Source organism: Candidatus Methanomethylophilus sp. 1R26 (assembly GCF_001481295.1).
Classification (GTDB): domain Archaea; phylum Thermoplasmatota; class Thermoplasmata; order Methanomassiliicoccales; family Methanomethylophilaceae; genus Methanomethylophilus.
Genome location: NZ_LOPS01000037.1, coordinates 79,635 through 105,217 on the forward strand (window position 1 = coordinate 79,635; position 25,583 = coordinate 105,217).

The 25,583-nt window shown below is 63.0% G+C and carries 25 protein-coding genes, 1 tRNA gene and 1 pseudogene; 19 read left to right on the top strand and 8 right to left on the bottom strand.

Going from position 1 to position 25,583, the window contains the following annotated elements; all coding sequences use genetic code 11:
* Window positions 1-8: 8 nt before the first annotated feature.
* Entirely contained in the window at window positions 9-1,016 is a 1,008-nt protein-coding gene (gene purM / locus AUQ37_RS06845) for a phosphoribosylformylglycinamidine cyclo-ligase (RefSeq protein WP_058747955.1), read from the bottom strand.
* 125 nt (window positions 1,017-1,141) lie between these two features.
* On the opposite strand from purM, the gene AUQ37_RS06850 reads away from it, so the two are divergent.
* From AUQ37_RS06850 to AUQ37_RS06860, 3 genes are all read left to right on the top strand, one after another.
* On the top strand, window positions 1,142-1,918 hold the full coding sequence (locus AUQ37_RS06850) for a CbiX/SirB N-terminal domain-containing protein (RefSeq protein ID WP_058747956.1): 777 nt from the start codon (window positions 1,142-1,144) through the stop codon (window positions 1,916-1,918).
* A 237-nt stretch (window positions 1,919-2,155) separates the two neighbouring features.
* Complete coding sequence (locus AUQ37_RS06855) at window positions 2,156-2,665, top strand: flavodoxin (RefSeq protein ID WP_058747957.1); 510 nt, start codon at window positions 2,156-2,158, stop codon at window positions 2,663-2,665.
* 48 nt (window positions 2,666-2,713) lie between these two features.
* A complete protein-coding gene (locus tag AUQ37_RS06860; protein WP_235584998.1) occupies window positions 2,714-3,400 on the top strand; it encodes an RlmE family RNA methyltransferase in 687 nt (228 codons plus the stop codon).
* Between the two features lie 21 nt (window positions 3,401-3,421).
* On the opposite strand, the gene AUQ37_RS06865 is transcribed toward AUQ37_RS06860, so the two are convergent.
* Window positions 3,422-6,166, bottom strand: a complete 2,745-nt coding sequence (locus tag AUQ37_RS06865) for a DEAD/DEAH box helicase (RefSeq protein WP_058747958.1) — start codon at window positions 6,164-6,166, stop codon at window positions 3,422-3,424.
* 67 nt (window positions 6,167-6,233) lie between these two features.
* On the bottom strand, window positions 6,234-7,289 hold the full coding sequence (locus AUQ37_RS06870) for a (Fe-S)-binding protein (protein ID WP_201013837.1): 1,056 nt from the start codon (window positions 7,287-7,289) through the stop codon (window positions 6,234-6,236).
* A 633-nt stretch (window positions 7,290-7,922) separates the two neighbouring features.
* Between AUQ37_RS06870 and AUQ37_RS06875 the strand changes: the two genes are divergently transcribed.
* A complete protein-coding gene (locus AUQ37_RS06875) occupies window positions 7,923-8,333 on the top strand; it encodes a DUF1828 domain-containing protein (protein WP_157844340.1) in 411 nt (136 codons plus the stop codon).
* Window positions 8,334-8,547: 214 nt separating this feature from the next.
* Here AUQ37_RS06875 and AUQ37_RS06880 read toward each other — a convergent pair.
* Window positions 8,548-8,624: transfer RNA gene (locus AUQ37_RS06880), tRNA-Lys, on the bottom strand.
* A 94-nt stretch (window positions 8,625-8,718) separates the two neighbouring features.
* Window positions 8,719-11,442, bottom strand: coding sequence for a magnesium-translocating P-type ATPase (gene mgtA / locus AUQ37_RS06885; protein WP_058747960.1), 2,724 nt, complete (start codon window positions 11,440-11,442; stop codon window positions 8,719-8,721).
* Window positions 11,443-11,545: 103 nt separating this feature from the next.
* Here mgtA and AUQ37_RS06890 point away from each other — a divergent pair, with 103 nt between their 5' ends.
* Window positions 11,546-12,028 carry an HPP family protein gene (locus tag AUQ37_RS06890; RefSeq protein WP_235584999.1) on the top strand — a complete coding sequence of 161 codons (483 nt, stop codon included), beginning with the start codon at window positions 11,546-11,548 and terminating at the stop codon, window positions 12,026-12,028.
* A 9-nt stretch (window positions 12,029-12,037) separates the two neighbouring features.
* On the top strand, window positions 12,038-12,814 hold the full coding sequence (locus AUQ37_RS06895) for an MBL fold metallo-hydrolase (RefSeq protein WP_235585000.1): 777 nt from the start codon (window positions 12,038-12,040) through the stop codon (window positions 12,812-12,814).
* Window positions 12,815-12,857: 43 nt separating this feature from the next.
* Here the strand turns inward: AUQ37_RS06895 and AUQ37_RS06900 are convergent, their stop codons facing one another.
* Window positions 12,858-13,094 (bottom strand): hypothetical protein, encoded by a 237-nt coding sequence (locus AUQ37_RS06900; protein ID WP_058747962.1) that lies wholly within the window; start codon window positions 13,092-13,094, stop codon window positions 12,858-12,860.
* Window positions 13,061-13,978 carry a hypothetical protein gene (locus AUQ37_RS06905; protein WP_058747963.1) on the bottom strand — a complete coding sequence of 306 codons (918 nt, stop codon included), beginning with the start codon at window positions 13,976-13,978 and terminating at the stop codon, window positions 13,061-13,063. The genes AUQ37_RS06900 and AUQ37_RS06905 overlap by 34 nt, the downstream gene beginning before the upstream one ends.
* A gap of 109 nt (window positions 13,979-14,087) precedes the next feature.
* On the opposite strand from AUQ37_RS06905, the gene AUQ37_RS06910 reads away from it, so the two are divergent.
* The 5 genes and pseudogenes from AUQ37_RS06910 to AUQ37_RS13730 all read left to right on the top strand — a co-directional run.
* On the top strand, window positions 14,088-14,396 hold the full coding sequence (locus AUQ37_RS06910; RefSeq protein ID WP_058747964.1) for a DUF167 family protein: 309 nt from the start codon (window positions 14,088-14,090) through the stop codon (window positions 14,394-14,396).
* 368 nt (window positions 14,397-14,764) lie between these two features.
* Window positions 14,765-15,040: a hypothetical protein gene (locus AUQ37_RS13060; RefSeq protein ID WP_058747965.1), complete on the top strand. Its 276-nt coding sequence runs from the start codon at window positions 14,765-14,767 to the stop codon at window positions 15,038-15,040.
* Window positions 15,007-15,303 (top strand): hypothetical protein, encoded by a 297-nt coding sequence (locus tag AUQ37_RS13065; RefSeq protein ID WP_201013838.1) that lies wholly within the window; start codon window positions 15,007-15,009, stop codon window positions 15,301-15,303. Before AUQ37_RS13060 ends, AUQ37_RS13065 begins: the two co-directional genes overlap by 34 nt.
* A complete protein-coding gene (coaBC, locus tag AUQ37_RS06925; RefSeq protein WP_058747967.1) occupies window positions 15,257-16,444 on the top strand; it encodes a bifunctional phosphopantothenoylcysteine decarboxylase/phosphopantothenate--cysteine ligase CoaBC in 1,188 nt (395 codons plus the stop codon). Before AUQ37_RS13065 ends, coaBC begins: the two co-directional genes overlap by 47 nt.
* A 286-nt stretch (window positions 16,445-16,730) precedes the next feature.
* Window positions 16,731-16,808 (top strand): annotated as a pseudogene (locus AUQ37_RS13730) (hypothetical protein); the annotation flags it as partial.
* Between the two features lie 489 nt (window positions 16,809-17,297).
* On the opposite strand, the gene AUQ37_RS09660 reads toward AUQ37_RS13730, so the two are convergent.
* A complete protein-coding gene (locus AUQ37_RS09660) occupies window positions 17,298-17,603 on the bottom strand; it encodes a DUF357 domain-containing protein (RefSeq protein WP_082662461.1) in 306 nt (101 codons plus the stop codon).
* Between the two features lie 124 nt (window positions 17,604-17,727).
* Between AUQ37_RS09660 and AUQ37_RS06935 the strand changes: the two genes are divergently transcribed.
* The 8 genes from AUQ37_RS06935 (at window position 17,728) to purQ (ending at window position 25,535) form a co-directional block, all read left to right on the top strand.
* Window positions 17,728-18,600, top strand: a complete 873-nt coding sequence (locus tag AUQ37_RS06935) for a ribose-phosphate diphosphokinase (RefSeq protein ID WP_058747968.1) — start codon at window positions 17,728-17,730, stop codon at window positions 18,598-18,600.
* Entirely contained in the window at window positions 18,597-20,042 is a 1,446-nt protein-coding gene (gene proS, locus AUQ37_RS06940; RefSeq protein WP_082662462.1) for a proline--tRNA ligase, read from the top strand. The genes AUQ37_RS06935 and proS overlap by 4 nt, the downstream gene beginning before the upstream one ends.
* A gap of 130 nt (window positions 20,043-20,172) precedes the next feature.
* Complete coding sequence (locus AUQ37_RS06945) at window positions 20,173-21,117, top strand: glycosyltransferase family 87 protein (RefSeq protein ID WP_058747969.1); 945 nt, start codon at window positions 20,173-20,175, stop codon at window positions 21,115-21,117.
* Window positions 21,087-21,305, top strand: a complete 219-nt coding sequence (locus tag AUQ37_RS06950; RefSeq protein ID WP_058747970.1) for a hypothetical protein — start codon at window positions 21,087-21,089, stop codon at window positions 21,303-21,305. The genes AUQ37_RS06945 and AUQ37_RS06950 overlap by 31 nt, the downstream gene beginning before the upstream one ends.
* A gap of 28 nt (window positions 21,306-21,333) precedes the next feature.
* The gene (locus tag AUQ37_RS06955; RefSeq protein WP_058747971.1) at window positions 21,334-22,101 is read left to right on the top strand and encodes a tRNA (adenine-N1)-methyltransferase; all 768 of its coding nucleotides are present in this window, start codon (window positions 21,334-21,336) and stop codon (window positions 22,099-22,101) included.
* A 56-nt stretch (window positions 22,102-22,157) separates the two neighbouring features.
* Window positions 22,158-22,397 carry a phosphoribosylformylglycinamidine synthase subunit PurS gene (gene purS, locus AUQ37_RS06960; protein WP_058747972.1) on the top strand — a complete coding sequence of 80 codons (240 nt, stop codon included), beginning with the start codon at window positions 22,158-22,160 and terminating at the stop codon, window positions 22,395-22,397.
* Window positions 22,398-22,401: 4 nt separating this feature from the next.
* On the top strand, window positions 22,402-24,720 hold the full coding sequence (gene purL / locus AUQ37_RS06965) for a phosphoribosylformylglycinamidine synthase subunit PurL (protein ID WP_058747973.1): 2,319 nt from the start codon (window positions 22,402-22,404) through the stop codon (window positions 24,718-24,720).
* On the top strand, window positions 24,717-25,535 hold the full coding sequence (gene purQ, locus AUQ37_RS06970) for a phosphoribosylformylglycinamidine synthase subunit PurQ (RefSeq protein WP_102134606.1): 819 nt from the start codon (window positions 24,717-24,719) through the stop codon (window positions 25,533-25,535). Before purL ends, purQ begins: the two co-directional genes overlap by 4 nt.
* The last annotated feature ends 48 nt before the right edge of the window (window positions 25,536-25,583 follow it).

The window sequence follows — 25,583 nt, forward strand, 5'->3', positions numbered from 1 at the left end:
GATAGGTTTCAGTAATGGTCGTAGAGGATGTTCTCGGGGGCGTAGAGCACTCCGGAGCCTTCCTCGACGCGTCCGACGACCTGTGCGTTGGGATTCTCCTTCGCGATGTTCTCCGCGTCCTCCTCGGGCGCGATGATGGTGAATCCCATGCCCATGTTGAACGTCTGGTACGCTTCCCTGGTGTCGACGTTCCCCAGCTCCACGAGGAGCTCGAATATCCTCTGGGGCTTCACCGGGTCGTCGATGACATACCTGCATCCCTTGGCCATCCTCAGTATGTTCCTGAGGCCGCCTCCGGTGATGTCGACGAGCCCGTGGACCTCGTGCTTCGAGGTGATCCCGAGCACCTGCTTCACATAGATCTCGGTGGGGGTCAGGAGCTCCTTCCCCACGGACTGGTTCAGCCCGGGGGCGCTGTCGGTCATCTTCATGCCTGCAGACTCGACTATCTTCCTGGCGAGGGTGAGGCCGTTGGAATGGATCCCGGAGGACTTCAGGGAGACGATGAGGTCTCCTTTGCGGCAGGCATCGCCGGTTATGATCCTGTCCTTGTCCACCATGCCCATGCAGGTCCCGGAGAGGTCGAGCCCTTTCACGATCTCGGGCAGGACGGCTATCTCCCCGCCGACGATCTCCATGTCCGAGAGCTCGGCGCCCCTGTTCAGCCCGACGCCGATCTTCCCGGTGACCTCCTCGTCCGGCCTGTCGATGGCCACGTAATCGACGAAGGAGACAGGCTGCGCGTTGACGCAGATGGTATCGTTGACGTTCATTGCGATGCAGTCGATCCCGATGGTGTCCCAGATGCCCAGCTGCTCGGCGATGAGGATCTTGGTGCCGACCCCGTCGGTGGCCAGGGTGATGTACCGGTCGCCCATGTCGACGAGGCTGGCGAAGAGGCCGGACTTCCTGACCATCTGGCCGATCCCGGACCTGCGGTAGGTGAGGTTCTGCACCAGGGACTCGATCGAGCTTGATTTCTTGTCGATGTTACGCCCGCTTTGGAGTACGTCCATCCTGCTGCCATTGTTATCGCATCGGTCATCCGTTCCGCCTCTTAATTATTGTTCGCCGAAACGGCCCGCTCGGGCGTCATTTCGATGAAGGCATCTTTATCCGTCCGCCCGCCGTTCCGTCCCCCATGAGGACAGCGGTGCTGATCATCGCACAAGGAGGGGACTCCGCAGGGGCCGCGGACGCGGCCTCCTTCCATGCGGAGCGCATAACGAAGCAGACGGGCATGGAGGTGCGCACCGCATACCTGCACAGCCTGCCGGGCATCGCCGAGACCGCCGCGGCCATGGCGGCGGACGGGATCGAAAGGATCATCGCCCTGCCCCTGTTCATGACCGACGGATACCTTCCGGACAAGGTCGTGCGCATGAAGCTGGGTCTTTCCCCCGGAGCGATGTCGGGCAGGGTGTCCGGCGGCGGGAAGGAAGCGGACATTGTCTTCACCGGGACGTTCGGGGGCCGTCAGAAGATGAGGACGGTCCTGGTTCAGGCGTGCGACGCGAACGGGGCATCGCCGGAGAGAACCTCCGTCATGCTGGTGTTCCACGGCAGCAACGGGAAGGAAGGGGTGCCCTGCGCCGAACCCTGCGCCGGATACCTGAAGGAGAGAGGGTACCTCACAGAGGTGGCATACAATGAGTTCCAGAGCCCGGGTGTCGAAGAAGCTTTGAACGGCCTCATGCGCGCAGGGAAGGACATCCTCGTCATCCCCATGTTCGTCTCCCCCGGGAAGCACACCGCGGAGGACATACCCGGAAAGCTCGGTCTGGAAGGAAGTGCCAGGGTCCGCAGTTTCGAGACTCCGGGAGGTCCCCGCCGCATTACCTACACGCACGAGATCGGCCTGTGCCCGGGCGTGACCTACATACTGAAGGACCTCATTTCCGAAGCGTTCGCCCGCTGATCGGTTTAGTTCTCTCCCGTTCATCCCGCAGTCCACTGTGAAGAAGTCCAGGAAATAGGTGGCAATGGCTGCCGGCGGGGTCCGGCATAAGTCAAGTCCCAGATCATAGATGCGGATCATCATCGAGAGAAGATCAGGGACGTTTACAGCGTCAGCACGAGAACCGCCGTGGGCGGCGGTCCTGGTGCCCATGTGAGTACCGCATCATATATATGACATAATGTAAATAAATCGCTCATGAAAAGGGTCCTTATCGTCTGCTACTCATGGTCGAACGGCAACACCTTGCGCGTCGCCGGGATGCTGCGCGATGCTCTGGGCGCGGATTATGCCGAGATAAAGACTGCAGTCCCTTACCCGAAGGACTACAATGAGACCGTAGACCAGGGGCAGAGGGAGGTCGAGGAAGGGTTCACGCCCGAGATTGAGCCCATCGGCAGGAATCCGGATGATTATGAGATCATCGTCCTCGCCACCCCGATCTGGTGGTACACCATGGCCCCTGCGATGCTCTCCTACGTCCGCTCGGTCGATTGGAACGGGAGGACCGTCGTCCCCCTGGCCACCAACGGCGGCTGGCCGGGGCATCTCATGGACGATATCAGGGCCGAATGCAGGGGCGCGCGCATTGAGTGCCCCATGGAGGTAAGGTTCGACTCCGAGGGCGGGCCCGACATGGTGACCCCGGAGAAGGATGTGAGGTCCTGGATCGGATCGGTGAAGGCGCTCGCTGGGATGCCGTCCTGAGCCATTCCCGGGGTACATTCTTATACCCCCGGCACTGATGGGAACTCCGTGTCCGATCTGCATGACAGATGGGTCGCTGAACGCCACAGCGAATACTACTACAAGCTTGCGAAGAAAGAGGGGTACCGCTCGAGGGCCTCCTACAAGCTGATGCAGATCGACGACCGCTTCCACATCTTCCATGAGGGCGACAACGTCGTCGACCTCGGGGCCTGCCCCGGAGGATGGTCCCAGGTGGCCCGCGAGCGCGTGGGCGACACCTCCAAGGTCATCGGTGTGGACCTCCGCTACATCCATCCCCTCCCCGGGGTGGACTTCATCATCGGGGACATCACCGAGGACTCCACCATGATACGCCTCCTCGAAATGGTCGGGGGCAAGGTGGACGTCGTCCTCTCCGATATGGCGCCCAACATCGCCGGCCAGTACTCGATGGACCACGCGAGGTCGATAGAGCTCTGCATGTACGCCGTGGACGTATGCGACCGCATCCTCAAGAAAGGCGGGCGCTGCGTCATGAAGGTCTTCATGGGGGACCTCTTCGACAGCCTCACCAAGGAGCTCGACAAGAGGTTCGAGAAGGTCATCGTCCACTCTCCCGATGCGTCGCGCCCGACCTCCTCCGAGGTCTACGTCATCTCCAAAGGATTCTTGGGGGCCCACAATGTCAAGCCCAGGAAACTGGAGGCCGCGCCCGAGGAGCCTGATTTCAAGCCGAAGGGCGGGAACTTCTGACCGTCCGGACTGTCCTCTGTATCAGTCCCAGAATCTCTTGGTCCGGGCGTACCTGACCTCTGCGGCCATGATGTCGCGCAGGAGGTCGTCCTCGTCCACGTGCATCTTCATGAGGATCCTGGCCGCGACCTCGGGCCCGATGCCCCTGCCGGCGAGGACGATCGCCGCCTTCCCGCCGTAGGAGTTCACGAGGTTGGCGTTCTTGACGATCCTCTTGTCGGTGTTCTTCCCCTTGGCATCCCTGTCCGGCTTGGCGAAGTCGGCGATCTCATCGCGCTCGTAGTCCTTCAGGAGCGCGATCATGTAGCCCCCGCATTTGGGGCAGACGAACTTCTTCGGGGACTGGCCGACCACCACCCGGCGCTGGTTCTTGCAGCTGAGGCAGGTGGCGTAGAGGACCTCGGACTCCAGCCTCTTCTTCATGGCGGCCAGGATGGCATGGTCCGCACGGGCGGGCTGCATCAGCTCCTTGGTCCGGGTGATCCCCTCGAGGCCGATATCGGAGATGCCCTGCTCCACGACCTTGATCTTCCCCTCGGATATCAGCCTGACCACGGTCTCGGTGTCCGGGACGTCGAGGTCCTCCCAGATGACCATGTTGAAGGCGTCGTTGTAGGCGGGAGTGTCCTTGTGGAGGTCGAAGAGCCTGCCGTAGTTGATGTAGCGGCGGTCCGCGCCCTTCTCGATGATGCCGAACTTCTTCGCTATGTTCACGAAACGCCATTTCAGCTGGCTGGAGTTCAGGATGGAGAGCTTGCAGAGCGCCTCCACCGTCCCCGGCCTGATCGAGAGGAAGGTGTCCCTGACGACCCTGCGGTCGATGCTCCTGGGCAGCTGGATGATTATGCGGTAAGCGTCGGTGGTGAGGCCGATGCTCTCCCCTATCCTGGCCATCAGGAGCGCCGACACGATCTTGGCGAGGGTCTCGTTCACCCTGCTCCCGAAGCAGCAGTTTATGATGGCTAGCCTGTCGCCGGTCTCGATGGTGACGGTGCGGTCGTCGGGCATGGTCCATTTCTCCGTCTGGCCCGAGAAGTACCCGTCTATGCGCTCAACGGCCGCCTTGTCCCCCGGATAGCGCCCGTAGTCCCTCACGCGACGGAGATGACCCACCTCCATCGCGACCTCGAACGGGACGGGTATGTCGGAGCCTTCCCAGGCCGGCACGTTGCCGACGGTCTTGGCCTCCTCGACCAGCAGCTCGTTCTCCCTCTCCTCGATGACCCTCCAGGTCCTTCCCTTGGCGATGAACAGCGCCTCGGACTCCTCCAGGGTGGCGACGAAGTTCTCGTCCAGGGTGCCGATCACCGCGCGGGAGCCGATGTCGCGGACGAGGTAGATCTTCTCGTCGGGGATCATCGAGATGTTGCTGTAGAAGTACTCCATGCCCTTGCGGGACCTCTTGAGGGACCCGTCGTACTCCAGGAGGATGCGGATGGACTTCAGCTGCTCCACGGTGGCGTCGAAGACGGAGCGCTCGAGGTCCTTGAACGGGTAGGAGCGCTTGATGAGCGCGAACGCCCGGTCCGCATCGATGGCCCCGGTCATGGTCATGGCGACCAGCTGGTTGGCCAGGACCGAGAGGGGAGAGGGGCGGCCCGCGCCGTGCTCCATGAGCTTCTCCTCGCACCTGCGGGCCACCACCATGGCCTCCGCGATCTCGTCCGGGGCGGTGGCAAGGATCTCCGCGCGGATCTTCCCGCCGACGCGGTGGCCCGCCCTGCCGGCCCTCTGGGTCATGCGTGCCACCTGCCTCGGGCTGTTGTACTGCAGCACGAGGTCGGCCGACCCGATGTCGATCCCCAGCTCCAGCGACGATGTGCAGATGAGGGCCTTCAGCTTCTGGGTCTTGAACGCATCCTCGGTCTCGGTCCTGTGCTCCTTGGACAGGGACCCGTGATGGACGCCTATGGGGTATTTCTCGTCCCACATGAGGTAGCGGGAGGCCAGCCACTCGGCCGTCTCGCGGGTGTTCACGAAGAACAGGGCGGAGGTAACGCTGTCGATGAGCTCGCGGGCGCGCTTCATCACCGCCAGGATGTCGGGGTCGGCCTGCAGCTTGTCCTGCAGGGCGGCATCCTCCTCTTTCGGTACGGGGCATTCGACCTTGATGGAGAAGTCCCTGAACGAATCATGCTTGCACAGGGAGACCTTCCTGCCGGCCCCGGCCAGGTAATCGCGGACCTCCTCCAGGTTGCCGACGGTCGCGGACAGGCCGATCCTCTGGAACTCGCCGCAGAGCAGGGTGAGCCTTTCGAGGGCGACAGCCAGCTGGGCGCCTCTCTCGTTGCCGGCGAGCTCATGGATCTCATCGACCACCACCCACTGGACCCTCTTCATCGCCGACCTCAGGTTCTTGCCGGTGAACATGACCTGCAGCGTCTCGGGGGTGGTGATGAGGATCTGAGGGGGGTTCTTGGACTGCCTCTGCCTCTCGGCGGCCGGCGTGTCCCCGTGGCGGACCCCGACGGTTATCCCCAGCTTGGACCCGAGGTCCGACATCCTGCGGAGCATATCGCGGTTCAGCGCTCTGAGCGGCGTGATGTATATGCAGCGGATGCCCTCGCCGCTGTTGGTGGAGTATATGCTGTCGAAGATCGGCAGCATCGCGGATTCGGTCTTCCCGATCCCGGTGGGGGCGACGACGAGGACGTTCTCGCCCTTCTGGATCCTGGGTATGGCGTCCTTCTGGGGATCTGTGGGCTCGGTTATGCCCATCCCGGCCAGAGCATCTACAACGGCTTGGCCGAGCGTATCGAAGGGCATGTTCAAAAAGGGAAAACGCGGCCTTCGGGGGATGGAAGCGGCCCCGAAGGCGTCAGCAGCGTTTCGTTCAGGCCTTCTGCGAAGGCTTCTCGGCAGGCGCGGTGACCTGCAGGAGGATCTCGCCGATGTCCATGACCTTGATCTTGGAGTTGATCGCCTTAGCGCCCTGGCTCAGGTTGGTGACGCAGAACGGGCAGGCGGTGACGAGGATCTCGGCGCCGGTGGCCTCGGCATCCCTGATCCTGTCGGCGGCGATCCTGACGGCGAAGTTGTTGAACTGGGACTTGTAGCCTCCTCCGGCGCCGCAGCACCTGGAGTTGGCCCTGTTCCTGGACATCTCGACGAACTCGAGGCCCTTGATGGCCTTCAGGATCTCCCTGGGCTCCTCGTACACTCCCATGTGCCTTCCGAGGTGGCACGGGTCGTGGTAGGTGACCTTGTGGGGGAAGGGCTGGAGGATGGCGAGCTTCCTCGTCTTGATGAGGTTGTTGACGTACTGGGTGAAGTGGTAGACGTTCTGTCCGACCTTGGCGTAGTATTTGCCGAAGTCGGTCGAGACGGTCTTGAAGCATCCGGAGCAGGTCATGACCATGTCCTTGGCACCCATTCCGTCGGCCTTCTCGACGATGTGCTCGGCGCACTCGAGGGAGTAGCTGTCGTCGCCGGTCCTCAGGAGGGGGGAGGTGCAGCACCACTCGTCCTCGCCGAGGATGTTCATCTTGACGCCTGCCCTGTTGAGGACGCGGACGCCGGTCTGGGGGATGGTCTGCTGCCTGAAGGAGCCGGTGCATCCTGCGAAGAAGATCACATCGGGCACGTCGTACTTGGGGACCTCTGCAGGCCACCAGTCGCCGCGGTGCTTCTGGTCGCCGCCGTACGGGTTGCGGACCTTGGCGACCTTCTCGGCCATGCCCTTGTGGGCGTTGAGGGGCCCCATGCCGTTCTCGACGATCCAGGCCCTGAGGGACTCCCAGAGCTCGACCAGGGGGATCTTGGCGTGGCAGACGGCCTCGCAGTTCCCGCAGCCGGTGCACTTGTACATGGCATCGACGAAGTAGGGGTTGAGCGAGGCGACCCTCTTCAGGGGCTTGTCCATCGGACCGGCCACGTTGATCTGGTTCATGTAGTAGATTTTGCCGCGGGGGAGTGTCAGACTCCCAGGGGGTCTGCCTGTGGGCTTCGCATACCGAGATGCAGTAACCGCACTGAACGCAGGCGGTGAGATATTGCTCGATGAACGGCATCTTCGCGGGGATGACCGATTTCGGGGCTTCTTTTGCTTCCATCTTGAAAACCTCTGTCCGGAAGAGAGCGGATTGCAGCCGCTTTCTTAATATTAGCAGGAAAGAGGAAACTTGTTTAATAAGCCTTTTGTGGGACACGCTGGACGGTCTGAATGCCTCGGCGGCGCGCGCGGTCATTTCCGTGCCGCATGGAAGGAAATGTGCCAGCGGGAGGATGCGCGCATCGATGCTGTTCCCTGGGAAGGCGATACAGCCAAGAGATGTACCGTCCCGGCAGTCTGTCTGAATTCGCCACTGGGTTTTAGACCATATGAGCCAGATGTCAGATTTCTTATACATCTGCGGGAAAACGTCAGCTGCGATCGAACTTATGTATGCTGCCGGAGTGCGAGATAGTTAACGCATCCCGATGATCGCACCGGAATTAGAGACAGCAGACCGATCGCGGTCATGTCCAGACAGCGCCTGATATAAAGTACGAAATGGTTGCCGGCATCAGGAGCTCGCTGAGCATGGCTGATGTCGATGGGATGATAGCGGAGATGAAGGAGGCTCTGTGCCCGGAGGTCTCGGCGGAAGAAGTCGGCAAAGATACTTACCGGATACATACTGGGTATTTCTTCCAGGACGGCGACGAGCTGTATATCGTCCTCCGCAGAGGAGAGAACGGCTGGGTGCTGACCGACAACGGCCACACTGTTATGTGGTTGTCCTACGAGGATTTCGAGCTCACCGAGTCCCAGATGTCCGCCCTTACGAGGACGCCGCCATGCAGCTATGCTAGATATGATGGGGGCTGCATATGGGTACCGATAGGGGAGACGGATGCCGGTGGCGCCATCAGGTCCATAGTGCAGGTCATCCTCGGGGCGGCAGACCTGCTCTATCTGAACCGCCGGAACGCGCGTATCATGCCCTCCTGATGCCTAGGCGTGCTTTGGGAGTGCCGGAAAGCTGTCCGACAGACGACGGATTCAGACAGGGCTGGTTTTTCACGGCATCATACTCGCTGGATGTCGCTTCGGATATCTCAGCCGTGATGGCTTTGCGAATCGCAGCGGTCTGTTCCGATGCCGGCGGAGAACGGAAAGCTATTCTTTATCAGTTTCAGGGAACTAATATGCTGGACAGAAAAATTGGCGGGCTTGAGGGGATTCGAACCCTTGGCCGTTCGATTAAGAGTCGAACGCTCTACCTAGCTGAGCTACAAGCCCTTGTAAACCTGCCCATATTATTGTGGTATTTAACTATACCGATTGGCGAAGAGGTTTCAGGACGCCGGGGCCCCGAACCCCGGGCATCCTGGCATCAGCAGGCGAAATAACCCTTGGTTTTGAGCATGTGCCTCTTGATGAGATGGGCCCCGGTGAAGTAGACCGCTCCGATGAACGGCATCCAAAGCAGGGCCCAGAGCGGGATCGACAGCAGGTCGGTGCATCCGGAGATAGCCTCCCACAGCGGGGTTATGAACGGCAGCGACGTACCGACGGCCAGCGCCGCTATGGTGGTCACTATGAGGATCTTCGCGGAGCACGTCTGGAAGAACGGCAGGCTGTCCGTCCTCACGATGTGGATCGCCCATACCTGCATCCAGAACTGCTCGATGAACCACATCGACTGGAAGAGCACGGCGACCGGCAGCAGGCTGTCTATGGAATCTAGCGGCTTGCCGGAGAGGACGGCCTCGGAGGCGTTCGTGAAGTCGTAGCCGTCGGGCGAGATGCCGACGGCGGGCATGACCACGAACACGAAGAAGGTCCAGGACAGGAGGTCCGTGACCACGCACATCGGCCCGTAGCGGTACATGACGTTCCAGAGGTTCTCCGGGTCCCATTTCCTCGGTCTCTCGACGAACTTGTCTTCGACCTTGTCCATGCAGATGAACAGGCAGGCGATGTCATTGATGAGGTTGAACACGAGGATCATGGCCGCGCCCATGGGCTCGAAGTTGAACAGGATGGTCCCGATGATGAGGGAGATCATGTAACCGAAGTTGATCGAGGCGATCATCTTCACGTACTTGATCGAGTTGACGTAGACCTTCCTGCCCTCTATCGCCCCGGTGCGGAGGATGTTGAGGTCCTTCTCCAGGAGGATCATGTCGGCGGCCTCCTTCGCGATGTCGGTGCCGGTGTCCACGGATATGCCGACATCGGCCGCGTTCATCGCTATGACGTCGTTGATGCCGTCCCCGATGGCGCCGACCGTGTGGCCGTTGTCGCCCAGGGCGGTGACTATCCTCCCTTTGTCGTTGGGGTTGAGGCGGGCGAACACGCAGCATTCCTCGACCTCCTTCCTGAGCTCCTCATCGCTCATGGAGGCGATCTGGGGCCCGACGAGGATCTTCCCGGTCGGTATCCCGATCTGGTCGCAGACGTACTTGGAGACGAACTCGTTGTCCCCGGAGAGCACCTTGACGTCGATCCCGCCCTCGCGGAGCTTGCCGATGGCCTCCTTGGCGGAGGGCTTGATGGGGTCGGTGAACACGATGAGTCCCTCGAGGATGAGGTCCTTCTCGTCGTCGGCGGTGAAGTCCTTCTTGGCAGGGTCTCCGGGGCGGGACGCGACTCCCAGGACGCGCATGCCGCGGGCGCTGTAGTCGCGGATGCTGTCGACGATCTCGTTCTTCTTCCGGTCGTCGAGAGGGCTGATGCCGCCGTTCTCGTCCTTGTACCTGGTGGAGATCGAGAGGATCTCGGGCATGGCGCCCTTGGAGATGACGATCCTCCCCTCAGGCCCGTCGACCACCGCAGTGGCGCGCCGGCGGTTGAAGTCGAAGGGGACGTCGGCGACGTAGGCGTACTCGTCCCTTTCCTCGGTCAGGTACTCCTCCTCGGCGGTCTCGTCGAGTGTCCAGTCGATCTGGTTGGTCGCCGACATCAGGTTATGGGAGTTTATGCAGGCGAGGAGCCTCACGCGCTCGGAGGCCCTCCCTCCCGGATCGCTGCAGAAGTGGAGGCTGATGCTGTTCTGGGTCAGCGTCCCGGTCTTGTCGGAGCAGAGGACGTCCATGGCTCCGAAGTTCTGTATGGCCGTGACGTCCTTCACGATGACCTTCTTCCTGGCCATCTCGATGGACCCCTTCGCGAGGTTGGCGGACACGATGGTCGGGAGCATCTCGGGCATCAGGCCGATGGCCAGGGACACCGAGTACTTCACCGCGTCAATGAGGTCGTCGGTGAGCTCGGTCTCGGTGTTGAAGTACCCGCGGATCATCATGATCGCGAACACGGCTGGGACCATGTACAGCATGATCTTGAGCAGGAGGTTGACGATGGCCTTGCTCCCTTCGTCATAGGTTGTCGGAGGCTTCTTGGCGGACAGCCTGTCCGTCATCGCCCCGAGGACCGTGTCGTTCCCCACGGCGACGACCATCGCCTCGGCGGACCCGCCGACGACGGCGGTGCCGGAGAACGCGAGGTTGTTGCAGCCGAGGACGGAATCCTCCTCCCCCAGCGATACCGGGTCAGACGATTTGGTCTGGCTGTCGGCCTCGCCGGTGAGGACGGACTGGTCGACCTTCAGGTGGTTGGAGTCGATGATCCTGGCATCGGCGGGGATGATGTCCCCGGTGTCCAGGACGATGATGTCCCCGACGACTATCTCGCGGGACTCCACATCGGTCTCTATGCCGTCGCGGCGGACGGTGATCTCCGTGGTCACCATGCTTATCAGTGCGTCGGCGGCCCGGTTGTTGCGGTACTCCTGCACGAAAGTGACCACTCCGCTGATGATGATCAGCGACGTGAGGATGATGAAATAGATGATGTCGGGGTCGATGACCATCCAGAGGACGTCTATCGCCGCCAGAACGAGGATGAAGACGTTTGAGAACGCGTGAACGAGTCTCCTCAGGTTCTGGAAGCGGGGCCCCGCGGAAAGGACGTTGTTCCCGTATTTGACACGGGAAACGGTCGTCTCCTCGGCGCTCAGGCCGTCGGTATGGCTGCCGTACTCCCTGAGCACCTCCTCCGCAGTCTCGCCCGCCGCTCTCCTGAGCCTGTCCGTGGATGCAGCCTGACCTTCTACCACAGGTGGCCGAATGTCCTTATGATATTTATTTCAGGCCGACCCAGGGAAGGCCCTCTGACTGCAGAAGGCAATGATTTTATCGTTGTCCGACGATGGGGAAGCAATGGTCCAGATAAGGGTAAGGGATTTGATGACGACCCAGGTCATCACTGTCAAGCCGACCGACACGGTCAGGCAGGCGGTCATAAAGATGGCTCTCGACAACGTCACCGGCGCACCGGTCGTCGACAACAGGAACCATGTTCTGGGCCTCATAACCCAGACGGACATCCTCAAGCTCATCCTGCATTACCAGGATATGCTCGACAGGGCCGGCGAGGGCGACAAGATGCTCCTGCAGCCCCTCGACGAGAAGGAGTCCGACCCGGACGTCTCGGCCGTGAACCAGAAGTTCTCGGACATGAAGGTCTCGGACATCATGATCAGGTCCATCCTCTACACCACCCCCGACGCGGAGGTCATAGAGGCGCTCAGGATCATGATGAAGATGGATGTGGGCAGGCTCCCGGTCCTGGAGCAGGGCGTCCTCGTCGGCACCGTCTCGCGCTCCGACGTCATATTCGCCATCTACAAGAAGAAGGCCTGAAGCCGGTTGATGGATGTCCACGTTCTTTCCAGCGGCAGCCACGGCAATTGCACCGTCATCCGCCGCGATGACGAGGCCGTCATGGTGGACGACGGTCTCAGCGGACGCATGACCCAGCGCATGCTGGATTACGAGGGCATAGACGGGAAGGAGATCAAGGCCATACTCCTCACGCATGAGCACCACGACCATGCCCAGGGGGCCGGCGTCACCGCCAGGAAGCTGGGCATCCCCATATATTCCACGGTCGGGACCTTCATGAACTTCGACCACGGGGACGGGGTGGACTTCCATCCGTTCTCCGTATCCGGTTCCTTCCCCCTCTGCGGGATGGAGATCGCTCCCCTCCCCACCAACCACGATGCCGCCGAGCCCTGCGCGTTCCGGATCTCCGAAGGGGACAGGAGCATCCTCTATGTCACGGACACTGGGAAGCTCAGCTTCCCCATCGAGGCCGCCCTCGCCGACGCGGACCTGGCGATCATCGAGGCCAATTACGATGCCCAGATGCTCCGCGACGGGTTCTACCCGGAGGCGACGAAACGGAGGATCGCCTCGAGCAACGGCCACATGAGCAACGTGCAGACGGCCGCCGCCATCAAGAGGACCGCCGGCAGCAAGGACCGGAGGATATTCCTGGCACATCTGAGCGAGAACAACAACACCCCGGACGATGCCCGCCAGACCGTCTCCGATATCACCGGGATATCGCGTTTCCGGATAGACTGCCTCGAGTTCCGCCCCACCAGGGACAGGCCCGGGGACACCAGGCACCTCACTGTGTGAAAGGGGCGGCGGCGCTCGCTGTGCGGGCACGGAGCGGTCCGGTTCATTTCGAGTATTTTATCTCCGCCGCGATGCCGGCCTGCACGAGAGGAAGTGCCAGGACGTCCGGCATGTACAGCACGTCGCCGTGCTTGAGTATGTAGGAGCGGTCCGGGCCGGCGATGGGCATCGGCGCATCCTGCAGGATCCTGATGAGGGCGAGGTCGTTCCTGACCTTCTTCTTCCTGGGCGCTGCGGAGGCGGGCCTCATCGGCATGCCCATCTCCGCGTCCAGGGCCATCTCCTCGTCCGTGCCCTCCTCCTCATCCTCGTTCCCTCCCTCGGGGACGGCCTCCGCGCCGGGGCGTCATGGACCTGCGCCGCCGGGAGCGGGGAGGGAGCGCGCTGCGGAGGCGCCGAGGGCATGGCGGCCATCCTGTCGAGGCCGTCGTCTTCCGTGTCCTTTCCGTCATCAGGGATGTCCAGGTTCTCGTCGGGGGGATCGGCCGAAGGTTCTCCCCAGTCATCGGGTATCTCGGAGGCGGACGGAGACGGGGCCGGGGCGCTCCCGCGGACCTCAGGCGCTTTTCCGGAGCCGGCGGCGGGAGCCCCCCAGTCGTCAGGGATCTCCTCAGGCTCAGGCTCCGGCTTGCTGGGCTCAGGTTTCTTGATCGGCTCCCTGACAGGTTCTGAGGGCGGTATCGGGGACGGCGTCGGGAACCTGCCGTCGTTCGGCTCCGGCTTGCTGGGCTCCGGCATCTGTATGTCGGGAAGCCGGAAGGGCGCATTGCCGCTGAGCCTGTCGACCAGGCCGCGCATGTACTCGGCGCCCTTCAGGATGTTGTCGTAGAAGGCGCGCTCCTCCTTCGTCATCCTGGATATGTCTATGTCCCCTCCCATCGAGCCGCGGAGGGCCATCTTGGATATCTTGCCCAGGCGGAGGTCGACGATCGAGCGGGCGTGGTCCCTGGCCTTCTTCCTCTTGTCGTTGATGCCCTCGGCCAGAGGGGAATCGATGTCCTTGGCAAGTATGCTCTCGTACTCTGACTTGAGCTGTCTGATCAGGGCCGCCATGGCCGGATAGAGGTCCTTGCGGACCTCGGTCAGTGTTTTGGACTTGTGCTCGACGCGGAAGAGCTCGGAGATCTCATCGAACGTCATGGGCGAGTCCGCCAATAGGGACATCTTGCGCCCGTCTCATGCGCCCGCGCGTTAAAATAATCTCCCACCTCCGGCCTGCGGCACCGGTTTTCCGCAGGAAACGGTAATATGCGTGCATGCAGATTGTGCCAGCATGAGGATTTCGGACGTCAGCCGCAGGAGGCCGGACGGCCTCGAGATCGATGTCCTGGTCTCCCCCCGTTCGCCGAAACGCTGCCTGGACGGGTTCGATGAGTGGAGGAAGAGGCTCATCGTCAGGGTGCGCGCCCCTCCGGTCGGCGGGAAGGCCGACGAGGACGTATGCGGCCTCTTCTCGGAGATCGCCGGTTGCAGGTCCGAGATAACCGCCGGCATGACGTCCAGGCAGAAGACCGTGCTCGTCCGCGGGGATGCGGCGGATATCGAAGCGGCGCTGGAAAAAGCAACGGAAAGCGACCGCTGAACGGGTTATTGCCATGATGCAATCTGAATCCCGGATATCGCGTCAGCGAAAGCATTCCCGGGATACGGGGCCGGGCGGCAGGCGCTCGGCTCAGTAGTAGGTATAGGCGATGACGAGGGCGAAGACAATCGCCACTCCCATGATGGCGGCGATGATAGCGTGCCTCTTGTTGTCCGCAGAGACTTCCATGCGCTCCCGTACGGCGAAGGGCTATTAAACATTTGACGGGTCTGCGCGCGACTGTAAGCATTATAGGGGGAGGACGGCATTACGGGACGGATGAGAGGAAGGTTCGTGGTCCTGGAGGGGATCGACGGATCCGGCAAGACCACGCTGGCCCGCGGGCTGGCCGGGCTGGTCCCGGACGCATGGGTCACGTCGAGCCCACCGACGGCCCGCTGGGCTCCGTTCTGCGCTTCGGATCGCTCGGGGACATACCCCCGGCGGCCGAGGCGCTGCTGTTCGCGGCCGACCGCGCCGTGCACACCGAGCAGATCGAGAAGGTCCTGTCCGAAGGGCGCTGGGTCATCTGCGACAGGTACCTCGCGAGCACCGCGGCCTACCAGGCGGCCGCCATGGGCGAGGCCGCGACCGCGAATGGCTCGTCTCCATGCAGAAGCATTCGGTCACCGAGCCGGACCTGACGATCCTCCTCGACATGGACCCTGAGGAGAGCCTCGGAAGAGTGGAGGGGCGCGGGCTGGAGAGGAGCAGGTTCGAGAAGCTCGGCTACCTGCGCGCCGTCAGGGAAGAATACCTGAGGCTGGCCTCCGAGATGGGCTTTGAGATCATAGACGCCTCAAAGGGCCGGGACGAGGTCCTGGCCAGGGCCGTCGAATTACTGAAACAGAAGGGAATATATGCATCCGAGCGAAGAGATCTACGCAGAGAAGAGCAACAAGCTTAGCGGCAAGACCATCGTGCTGGGGATCACCGGGAGCATCGCTGCCGTCCAGTGCTTCTCGCTGATCCGCGAGCTCATCAGGAACGGCGCCAAGGTCATCCCCGTGATGACCCCCGCCGCAGTGAAACTGGTCGCGCCGGACGCGCTCGAGTTCGCATCCGGGGTGAAACCGGTCACGGAGATAACCGGGCAGACCGAGCACATCAAGTACCTCGGCGACCCGGCGGACGCCGATCTTTTCCTCGTCTACCCCGCTACCGCCAACACGGTCTCCAAGATGGCCAACGGCATCTGCGACACTCCGGTCACCACCATGGCCTCAGTGGCCCTGGGATCCGAGATCCCTGTGGCGGTCGCGCCCGCCATGCACGGGTACATGGAGGAGAACCCGACCGTGAAGAAGAACATCGCCGTCCTGAAGGAGATGGGGGTCAGCATCATCGGCCCGAGGGTCGTCGACGGCGTCGCCAAGGCCGCCTCGGTCTCGGAAGTTGTCGCCTGGGCGATCAAGCTGCTCTCGCACGATGACCTCTCCGGGAAGAAGATCCTCATCATCGGCGGCAGGAGCGAGGAGCCCCTCGACTCCATGCGCCTGATCACCAACAGGTCCTCCGGGCTCATGGCCGTGTCCCTCGCCCAGCGTGCCTTCGAGCGCGGCGCCGGGGTCGAGCTGTGGATGGGCGCCAGCTCCGTCCCCGTCCCGGACTACATACCCACAAGGGAATACGAGACCGTCGCCGACCTCGTCTCCATGCTCCCGGACATCGACGCCGACGTGGTCATCGTCCCGGCGGCCCTGGCCGATTTCACGCCCGAGGAGAAGTACGACGGGAAGATACCCAGCGGGAAGGGCTTCGAGATGAAGATGAAGCCCGTCCCCAAGGTCCTGCCCCTGATCAGGGAGAAGTGCGGGTTCGTCATCGGCTACAAGGCCGAATCGGGGCTCAGCCGCGACGAGCTGATCAAGAGGGCCAGGGGAAGGCTGGAGGAGTACGACCTCAGGGCCTGCGTGGCCAACGACGTCGATTCCGCCGGTAAGACCTCCGCCTCCATGATCCTGGTGACCAAGGACGGCGCGGATGACATCACCGGTTCCAAGGCGGCCATCTCCGACTCCATCCTCAACTTCATCGCAAGGAACTGAGATGCCTTCCGCCTACTGCCCGGGGCACATAACCTGCATCTTCAGGCCGTGCGCGGGCAGCGAGGAGACGGACCTCCTCAAGATCGGCTCGGTGGGCGTCGGCATCCGCATCTCCCTCGGCGCCGAGGCTACCTTGGAGGAGCGCTCCGACGGGAAGACTATCATCACCGTGGACGGGGAGGAAGGGGATTTCCCCGTGTCCCGCGCGGCCATGGCGCGCATGCTGCCGGGCCGCGGTTTCGAGCTCACGGTGAGGAACGGCGCGCCGACCGGCCAGGGTTTCGGGATGAGCGCCGCCGGGGCCGTGGCCGCCGCCCTCTGCGCCGCCGAGCTGAAAGGGGAGACCATGCAGGCCGCCTACGTCTCGGCGCATATCGCCGAGCTGATAGGCGGCGGAGGGCTGGGCGATGTCTCGGCCATAACCTGCCCCGCTCACGTGCCGGTGCGCGTCCGGCCGGGCCTGCCTCCCGACGGAGAGGTCCGCGGGACGGGCATAAAACTGCCGAAGCTGGCACTTGCGGTCCTCGGGCCCAAGATGAACACCGGGAAGATCCTCGTGAACCCGGCGAACTACGCCCGCATCGCTGCCGCCGGCATATCCTGCCTGGAGGCGTTCTCCGCCGATGAGAGCGGGGAGAACCTCTTCAGGCAGTCCAATGCCTTCTCCTCGGCCACGGGGATCGAGGCCCCCGAGGTCTCGTCCGCGGTGGCTGAACTGAACTCCGCGGGCATACCCGCCGCCATGTGCATGCTCGGCAACAGCATCGTGGCCCAATGCGGGCCGGACGAGCTATCGGAGCTCCTCGGAGGGGTGCCGGCGATCGGGTGCTCTTCGACCGGAGCCTCCCGCACATCACTCGTAGAGGGTGAAGAGCCGGTCGTCCCCTCCGACGTCGAACAGGCCGATCCTGGCGCCGCAGTCGAGCCATCCGTGGGCATAGTTGACGGCCGCGAAGGCGGTCACCAGGTCGCCGGTCTCCCTGAAGTGCTTGGCGTCGCTGTAGTAGGCCTGGGCCATCTCCATGAAGCTGTCCGCCAGGCGGCGGTTGAACGAACGCTCCGGCGCGGCGATCTTAATCTTCGCCAGGGCGCGCGCGGTGATGTCGAGGTACCTGTCGATCCTCTCGTCCGTTACGATGTTCTTGACCTCGTTCTCCATGCCTGCCCCATCGCTCAGCGCCGATAAAAATCCAGCCGGGCCCCGAGTCTCCCGCTCTCTATGTCAGGGCGATGCGCGCGCATACGCGCGAAATGTAATTAAGGGCGGTGCGGATGGCGGATTCATGATAATCGTAGGCGGGTCTGCATCGATGGACCTGGCCAAGGAACTGGCCTCCATCCTCGAGTGCGACTACATCCAGGCGGCGACGACCTCCTTCCCAGACGGGGAGTGCTACACAAGGATCGACAGGGAATCCCTCGACGACGATGTCGTCATCGTGCAGACGACCTTCCCGGACAGTAAGCTCGTGGAGATGTTCCTCCTCCAGGATGCCGTCAGGAGGCTCGGAGCGAGGACCATCACCCTCGTCATCCCCTATTTCGGGTACGCCAGGCAGGACAGGGTCTTCAAGCCCGGGGAGCCCGAGTCGGCCAAGGTCATGTGCCAGCACCTGGACATGAACTGCGACCGCGTGATCACCGTCGATATCCACAAGGAGGCGATCCTGAACTACTTCAACCATCCCCACAAGGACATCAAGGCCGCCGCCGCCATCGCCGAGTACTTCAAGGCCAAGGGCATCGACATCGTCATGTCCCCCGACATCGGCGCCGCCGGGCGCGCGAAGATGGTCGGGGACTTCATGGGGCTCCCCTACGACCACCTGAACAAGACCCGCCTGTCCGGGACCGAGGTCCGCATCGCGCCCGCCGAGGCGGATGTGAAGGGGAAGAAGGTCCTCATCGTCGACGACATGATCTCCACCGGAGGGACCATCGTCGCGGCCGCCGCGGCTCTAAGGGAAGCGGGCGCGGCCGGGATATCCGTCGCCTGCACCCACGGCCTGTTCCTGAACAACTCCCTCGAGAGGTTCACCGGCGCCTCGTTCGATTCGGTGCTGAGCTGCAACACGCTCAACAGCCCCGTCTCCCATATCTCCGTCGCCCGCCTGATCGCTGACGCGCTCAGGGAAGCCAAGGAAGGGAAGTGGTGACCACGGCCGGAAACGAGAAATCGGACAAGCTGAAGACCGCCAAGGACGACGACTTCTTCGAGTGGTACAACGACATCGTCATCAAGGCGAACCTCTGCGACAACCGCTACCCCATCAAGGGCATGAACGTCTGGACCCCCTACGGCTGGAAGCTCATGAGGCAGATTGACGCCTTCATACGCAGGGAGATGGACGCCACGGACCACGAGGAGGTGTGCTTCCCCCTGCTGATCCCGGAGACCGAGTTCAAGAAGGAGAAGGACCACATCAAAGGCTTCGACGAGGAGGTCTACTGGGTCACCCACGCCGGCCTCAACCCCCTGGACATCAGGCTGGTCGTCCGCCCCACCTCGGAGACCGCCATGTACCCCATGTTCTCCCTCTGGGTCAGGTCGCACCAGGACCTCCCGCTCAAGATCTTCCAGATCGTCAACACCTTCAGGTACGAGACCAAGCAGACCCGCGCGTTCATGCGCGTCAGGGAGATCCACTTCTTCGAATCCCACACCTGCCATGCCGACCGCGAGGACGCCGAAAGGCAGGTGAAGCAGGACATCGAGATCGTCGACGCTGTGTGCAGAGAGCTGTGCATACCCCATTCCTTCTTCATCAGGACCGACTGGGACAAGTTCCCCGGAGCGTTCTACACTGTCGGAATCGACACCATCATGCCCGACGGGAGGACCCTGCAGATCGGTTCCGCCCACTACTACAGCACCAACTTCTCCAAGCCCTACAACATCACTTACGAGAAGGAGAACGGGGAGCACGAGTACGTCCACCAGACGACCCTGGGCATGACCGAGAGGCTGCTCGGAGCCGTGGTCGGCATCCACGGGGACAACAGCGGACTGGTCCTCCCGCCCGCCATCGCCCCCGTGCAGGCGGTCATCATCCCCATCTTCAAGAAGGACAACGAGGCCGAGGTCATGCAGGTCTGCAGGGCCGCCGAGGCCGCGCTAGCATCGGCGGGCATCAGGGCCAAGCTCGACGACAGCGACGGCAGGCCGGGCGCCAAGTTCTACGTCTGGGAGCTCAAAGGCGTGCCCCTGAGGCTCGAGATCGGCGGAAAGGACATCGAGAACGGCGTCGCTACCTTCGCGAGGAGGGACACCGGCGCCAAGGGCACTGTCGAGCTGGAGTCCATCGGCCAGGGCGTGCGGATGATGCTGGACATCATAGCCTCCGACATGATGAAGAGCGCGGAGGAGAAGCAGAAAGGGTTCATCGACGATTTCTCCGACATGTCCGCCGAGAGCATTCCCGAGGGCCGCATCGTCAGGATAGGATGGTGCGGGAGCCCCGAATGCGGCCACAAGTTCGAGGACAAGTACGACATGAAGATCCTCGGAACCCCCTACAGGCCCGAGGAATGGAAGGGCAGGTGCGTCTGCTGCGGCAAGGAAGGATGCGGCCCTGCCTACGCCGCCCGCACCCTCTGAACGGGGACGGGGCCTGCCCGTCCTCTTTCCCCGCGGCACCGAGAAGCAGCTGCTGATCTTCGCGGCGGTATGCCTCGGCGCCGTCTGGGTATTCTGCAACGCCGTCCTGGGGCCGGCGGACGACGCCGAAGTGTGGTATGCCAAATGGCAGCTGATCGAGGGCGGCGCCCTGCCGTACCGCGATTTCAATTTCTCCTACCCCCCGCTGGCCCTGGCCCTCTTCATCATCCCGGGGCTGGCCTCCGGCACCGCCGAAGGGTTCTACGCTGTCTTCTCGGCGCAGATGCTGGCCATCGCCTGGCTAACCGTCCTCCTGGTCTCCAGGACAGCCTCCAGGATGGGGCTGGACGGTTTCAGGACGGCGGCCCTGTACTTCATCGTCCTGCTGATGTACTCCACGGAGCTCACCAAGAAGCTCGACATCGCGGCCGTTGCCGCGGTGCTGTCGGCGATGTGGATCTGGCTCTCGGGGCGCAGGACAGGATCGTACCTGATGCTGGTTGTCGGAGCGCTCGTCAAGATCTACCCGGTTTTCCTGATCCCGGTTTTCCTGATGGCATCATATCTCGCGCCCGGCGGAGACCGCCGCATCGGGATCCTGAAGGGCATCGCCGCGGCCGCCGGGCTGGGCGTTGCTGCCGCATTGCTGATGCTGGCCGCCGGCGTCCCGATGTCCGGGCTGAGCGAGGCCTTCCTGAGCCAGACCGGGCGCAGCTTCCAGGCCGAGAGCGTTCCGGGGAACATCACCCATCTGCTGGGCCTCCTGGGTATATCCGATTACGGGGTGGCCGAGAGCGCCCACACCTACATCATCACGCAGGGCCCCCTGGCCGGCCTCCGGGACGGATGGATATGGGTTGTCGCGGCCATGTGCATCCTGTCGTACATCGCTGTCTGGGTCTTCGGGAAGAGGTCCTCCGCCGGCGGCCCCGCCAGGGTCCTCGCGCTCGGTTCCTGCCTCACCGTGCTGGCGTCCTGCTCAGCTACATGGTCTTCTCCACCCAGTACATGCTGTGGATCGTCACCCTCCTCCCGTTCGCGATCATGGGCGAGAAGGGGCCTTCCGCCCGCCTGAGGATGCAGGCCGCTTACCTGGCCCTCTTCCCGGTCCTGCTCCCGCTGATGGTCTGGTACCTTTTCGGCATAGGGGAGGCCGCCGCGGCCCTGTCCGTGCTGGTCCGCAACCTGCTCCTCCTGTGGTTCGCCCTGCGCATAATATCTATGCTCTCGGGCCGCCGCCCTGCTTTCCCGCGCCGTCAATGATATAACCGCCGGCGGCGTCGGGTGGACCATGGCATTCCAGGAAGGCGAATACCTCTACCTCCAGGGAGAGGACGGCAGGAGGTACTTCTTCAGGCTCCAGAACTCCATGGTCAAACTCGGCGGCCTGGGGGTCATCGACGGCAGCCGCTTCTGCGGCAAAGATGACGGGGACATGGTGGAGATCGTCGGGAAGAAGTTCAATGTCTTCCGCCCCGGCACGGTCGATCTCATGGAGTCCCTGGAGAGGGGGGCGCAGATCATCACCCCCAAGGACGCCTGCGAGATCCTGTTCGAATGCGACATCCGCGCCGGGAGCAGGGTGATCGAGGTCGGGGCCGGCTCCGGCGGGCTGACCACCGCCCTGCTGAACGCCGTCGCCCCGACGGGGCATGTGCATACCATCGAGTTCAAGCAGCAGAACGCGGACCGTGCCCTCAGGAACGTGAAGAGGACCGGGCTCGACCAATATTGGACGTGCCAGATCGGAGATGCGAGGGATGCCCCCATCGAATTCGACAACGCCGACGCCCTCATCACCGACATGCCGGACGCGGAGAACGCCCTCGACAACCTGGTCCCCCATCTGAGGAACGGCGGGAGGATATGCACCTACGTCCCGAACGTCAACCAGCTCGAGCTCTCCGTCAGGGCGCTCAGGGACAGGGGCTTCGCCGATGTCCGCTCGTTCGAGGTCATGCGCCGGGGGATGGAGGTCCACGAGGGCGGCACCCGCCCCAGCTTCGAGATGCTCGGCCACACGGGCTACCTGACCTTCGCCAGGAAGCGCTCGGTCTGACCTCGGTCCGACGTGCGTCTGAACGTTTATAATAACCGCGCGCGTTACAGCGCCCGATGACAGTAATCGATATCAGGATCGAGCTGAAGAAAGGGGTCGCAGACCCGGAGGGATCCAACACCATGAAGACCCTCGAGTCCCTGGGTTTCAAGGGCATCAGGTCCGTGAAATCGGTGAAGACCTTCGTCATGGACCTCGACATGCCCGCCGAAGAGGCGAAGAAGGCCGGCGAAGAGTACTGCAGGAGGCTCCTCGCCAATCCTGTCGTTCAGAGCTACAGCGTCACCGTGAGATGATCCGATGGGGCTGATGGTCAAACGCGACGCCCCCTACGATCTCTGCGATGTGAAGATCAGGGGCGCGTCGGACGCGGAACTGGAGGAGATATCTTCCTCCATGGCGCTCGGCCTTTCCCTCGACGAGATGAAGACCGTCCGCAAGTACTTCGAGGACGAGGGCAGGGACGCCACCGATGCGGAGCTGCAGTCCCTCGGCCAGGCCTGGTCCGAGCACTGCTGCTACAAGAGCTCCAAGACCTTCCTCAAGGAGTTCGTCTTCGGTCTCGACAGGGACGACATCCTCTCCCGCGGGGACGCGGGGGTCATGGTGTTCGATGATGACTACGGGTACGCTCTCAGGATCGAGAGCCACAACCACCCGTCCGCCATCGAGCCCTACGGCGGGGCGGCGACAGGCATCGGCGGCATCGTCAGGGATGTCATCTGCATGGGTGCGCAGCCCATCGGGCTCATCGACCCGCTGTGCTTCGGCCCCATCGACAGGCAGGTCAGCCTGCCGAAGGGGATCAAGGACCCCAAGTACCTGATGAGCGGCGTCGTGTCCGGCATCAGGGACTACGGCAACAGGATCGGGATCCCGACCATCTCCGGAGCGATCTTCTTCGACGAGAAGTACACCGGGAACTGCCTGGTCAACGTCTGCTGCCTCGGGATCGTCAAGAGGAGCGACCTCCTGAAGAACTACGCGGCCGGGCCCGGGGAGGTCATGATCCTCTTCGGCGGCCGGACCGGGAGGGACGGCATCCACGGCGTGAACTTCGCCTCCAAGGACATAACCTCTGATTCGGAGGAGGACTCCAGGGGCGCCGTCCAGCTGGGAGACCCCATCACCAAGGAGCCGGTCATCCATGCCTGCACGGAGCTGGCGAGGAGGCACCTCGTCACCGGCATGAAGGACCTCGGTGGCGGAGGGCTCTCCTGCGTCGTCGGCGAGATGGCCATCGAGAAGGGATGCGGGGCGGACGTGGACCTCGAGAAGGTCCCCCTGAAAGAATCCGGCCTGGCGCCCTGGGAGATCTGGGTCTCCGAGTCGCAGGAGCGCATGATGTGCACCTGCAAGCCCGAGAACGTGGACGAGATCATGAAAATCTTCGACCTCTGGGACATCACCGCCACGGCCGTCGGCAGGACGACAGACACCGGCAGGACCAGGCTGTTCTGGAACGGCGAGAAGATCTTCGACATGGATATCGAGTTCCTCACCGGCGGCCCGATGTACAAGAGGCCGTTCAACCTGCCGAAGCCTCCCTCCAAGAAGGATGAGGTCTTCCCCAAGCTGCCTTCCCTCAAAGAGGTCATCCTGGCCATGCTCTCGGACCCCAACGTGGCGTCCAAGGAGTGGGCCATCAGGCAGTACGACCACGAGGTCAGGGCGTCGACCGTCGTCCACCCGCTGGTCGGCAGGATGAACGCTGCCGGGCCGGGCGACGCATCCGTGCTCAGGCCGGTCCACGACAGGTGGAACGGGCTGGCCGCCGCCGTCGGCTGCAACCCCTGGTTCACCGCCGCCGACCCCTACAGGGGCGGCATGGCGTCCATCGACGAGGCGTACAGGAACGTCGTCGCCGTGGGAGGGGAGCCCAACGCCTTCACGGACTGCCTCAACTTCGGCAATCCCGAGAACCCCGACAGGCTCGGGGAGTTCAGGGAGGCCGTCCGCGGCATCGGCGACATGGCGAGGGGGCTCGGGATACCGATCCCCTCCGGCAACGTGTCGATGTACAACCAGGCCCCCGGCGGGGAGCATATCCTGCCCACGCCGATGATCGTCTGCTGCGGGCTCGTGAAGGATGTCAGGAAGAGCGTCACCGCGGACTTCAAGAAGACCGGGTCCTGCATCTTCGCCATCGGGGACACCAAGGACGAGATGGGCGCCTCGCTCCTGTTCAGGAAGTTCGGCGGCGCCGGCGGGGAGGTCCCCGTCTGCGTCCCGGAGAGGCTGAAGGAGGTCTCCGGCAGGCTGCTGAAGGCGATGTCCGAAGGGCTCGTCCTGAGCTGCCACGACTGCTCCGACGGAGGGATAGCCATAGCGGTCGCCGAGATGTGCATCTCCGGGCAGGTCGGTGCCGTGCTCGACATGACCGCGGTCGAAGGGCCGTCCGAAGAGGCCAAGCTGTTCTCCGAATCGGCGTCCAGGTGGATCGCCGAGGTCGATGCCGGGGATGCCGATGCGTTCACCGCCCTCATGGGCGATGCCGCCGTCCCGATAGGGTTCACCAAGGGCGATTCCCTGGTCATCGGTTCCGAAGAGGTGCCGGTGAAGGAGATGAGGGCCGCATGGAGCGATCCCATCTGGAAGATCATGGGGGGATCCAAGTGAAAGCAGAGGATGTCAGGGTATGCGTCATCAGGATCGAGGGGACGAACTGCGAGGACGAGATGGCCGAGGCCTTCGAATCCGTGGGCGCCAAGGCGGAGAAGGTCCACCTGAAGCAGCTCCTGGGTCAGTGCGCTCCCGAGATGAAGCGCAGCCTGGAGGATTACGATGCCCTTGCCTTCCCCGGAGGGTTCTCCGCCGGGGACTACGTGCGCGCGGGCGCCCTCTTCGCCGCGAGGATCAAGGCCGGCATGTCGAAGGAGATCCAGCAGTTCGTGGACGAAGGCAAGCCGGTTCTAGGCGTATGCAACGGCTTCCAGATCCTGGTGGAGCTCGGCCTCCTGCCGGGATTCGGAGCGAAGATGGACCCGGAGCCGACGGCCGCCCTCTATACCAATGATTCCGGCAGGTTCGAATGCCGCCCGTCGGTGCTCCGCATGGAGAACCGCGGGAAGTGCGCCTTCACCGGCAAGATCGCGAAAGGGTCCCTCCTCAAGATACCCGTGGCCCACGCTGAAGGAAAACTCCTCAGCGCCGACCCGGACTTCATCTCCAAACTGGAGGATGCCGACCAGGTCGTCTTCAGGTACGCAGGCCCGGACGGAGGGCCCGCCCCGTACCCGTGGAACCCCAACGGCTCGCCCTCGGGCATCGCCGGGATATGCAATTCCCAGGGCAACGTCATGGGCATGATGCCCCACCCCGAGAGGGTCATGACCGCTTACAACAATGCGGATTGGACCCGCGGGCATGCATCTGAGGACGGCGACGGGAAGGCCGTCTTCGAGTCTGTGATGGATTATCTCTCTAAGAGGTGAGGGAGCGGGCGGGTCCCGCCCCCATCTTCCCGCCGCAAACGCGGCGGG

Bases quoted from the DNA above. Each gene is read 5' to 3' on its own strand.
- purM (WP_058747955.1), bottom strand. From the start codon at position 1,016: ATGGACGTACTCCAAAGCGGGCGTAACATCGACAAGAAATCAAGCTCG.
- AUQ37_RS06850 (WP_058747956.1), top strand. From the start codon at position 1,142: ATGAGGACAGCGGTGCTGATCATCGCACAAGGAGGGGACTCCGCAGGG.
- AUQ37_RS06855 (WP_058747957.1), top strand. From the start codon at position 2,156: ATGAAAAGGGTCCTTATCGTCTGCTACTCATGGTCGAACGGCAACACC.
- AUQ37_RS06865 (WP_058747958.1), bottom strand. From the start codon at position 6,166: ATGCCCTTCGATACGCTCGGCCAAGCCGTTGTAGATGCTCTGGCCGGG.
- AUQ37_RS06870 (WP_201013837.1), bottom strand. From the start codon at position 7,289: ATGAACCAGATCAACGTGGCCGGTCCGATGGACAAGCCCCTGAAGAGG.
- AUQ37_RS06875 (WP_157844340.1), top strand. From the start codon at position 7,923: ATGGCTGATGTCGATGGGATGATAGCGGAGATGAAGGAGGCTCTGTGC.
- AUQ37_RS06890 (WP_235584999.1), top strand. From the start codon at position 11,546: ATGGTCCAGATAAGGGTAAGGGATTTGATGACGACCCAGGTCATCACT.
- AUQ37_RS06895 (WP_235585000.1), top strand. From the start codon at position 12,038: ATGGATGTCCACGTTCTTTCCAGCGGCAGCCACGGCAATTGCACCGTC.
- AUQ37_RS06900 (WP_058747962.1), bottom strand. From the start codon at position 13,094: ATGGCCCTGGACGCGGAGATGGGCATGCCGATGAGGCCCGCCTCCGCA.
- AUQ37_RS06905 (WP_058747963.1), bottom strand. From the start codon at position 13,978: ATGTCCCTATTGGCGGACTCGCCCATGACGTTCGATGAGATCTCCGAG.
- AUQ37_RS06910 (WP_058747964.1), top strand. From the start codon at position 14,088: ATGAGGATTTCGGACGTCAGCCGCAGGAGGCCGGACGGCCTCGAGATC.
- AUQ37_RS13060 (WP_058747965.1), top strand. From the start codon at position 14,765: ATGGGTCACGTCGAGCCCACCGACGGCCCGCTGGGCTCCGTTCTGCGC.
- AUQ37_RS13065 (WP_201013838.1), top strand. From the start codon at position 15,007: ATGCAGAAGCATTCGGTCACCGAGCCGGACCTGACGATCCTCCTCGAC.
- coaBC (WP_058747967.1), top strand. From the start codon at position 15,257: ATGCATCCGAGCGAAGAGATCTACGCAGAGAAGAGCAACAAGCTTAGC.
- AUQ37_RS09660 (WP_082662461.1), bottom strand. From the start codon at position 17,603: ATGGAGAACGAGGTCAAGAACATCGTAACGGACGAGAGGATCGACAGG.
- AUQ37_RS06935 (WP_058747968.1), top strand. From the start codon at position 17,728: ATGATAATCGTAGGCGGGTCTGCATCGATGGACCTGGCCAAGGAACTG.
- AUQ37_RS06950 (WP_058747970.1), top strand. From the start codon at position 21,087: ATGGGCGAGAAGGGGCCTTCCGCCCGCCTGAGGATGCAGGCCGCTTAC.
- AUQ37_RS06955 (WP_058747971.1), top strand. From the start codon at position 21,334: ATGGCATTCCAGGAAGGCGAATACCTCTACCTCCAGGGAGAGGACGGC.
- purS (WP_058747972.1), top strand. From the start codon at position 22,158: ATGACAGTAATCGATATCAGGATCGAGCTGAAGAAAGGGGTCGCAGAC.
- purL (WP_058747973.1), top strand. From the start codon at position 22,402: ATGGGGCTGATGGTCAAACGCGACGCCCCCTACGATCTCTGCGATGTG.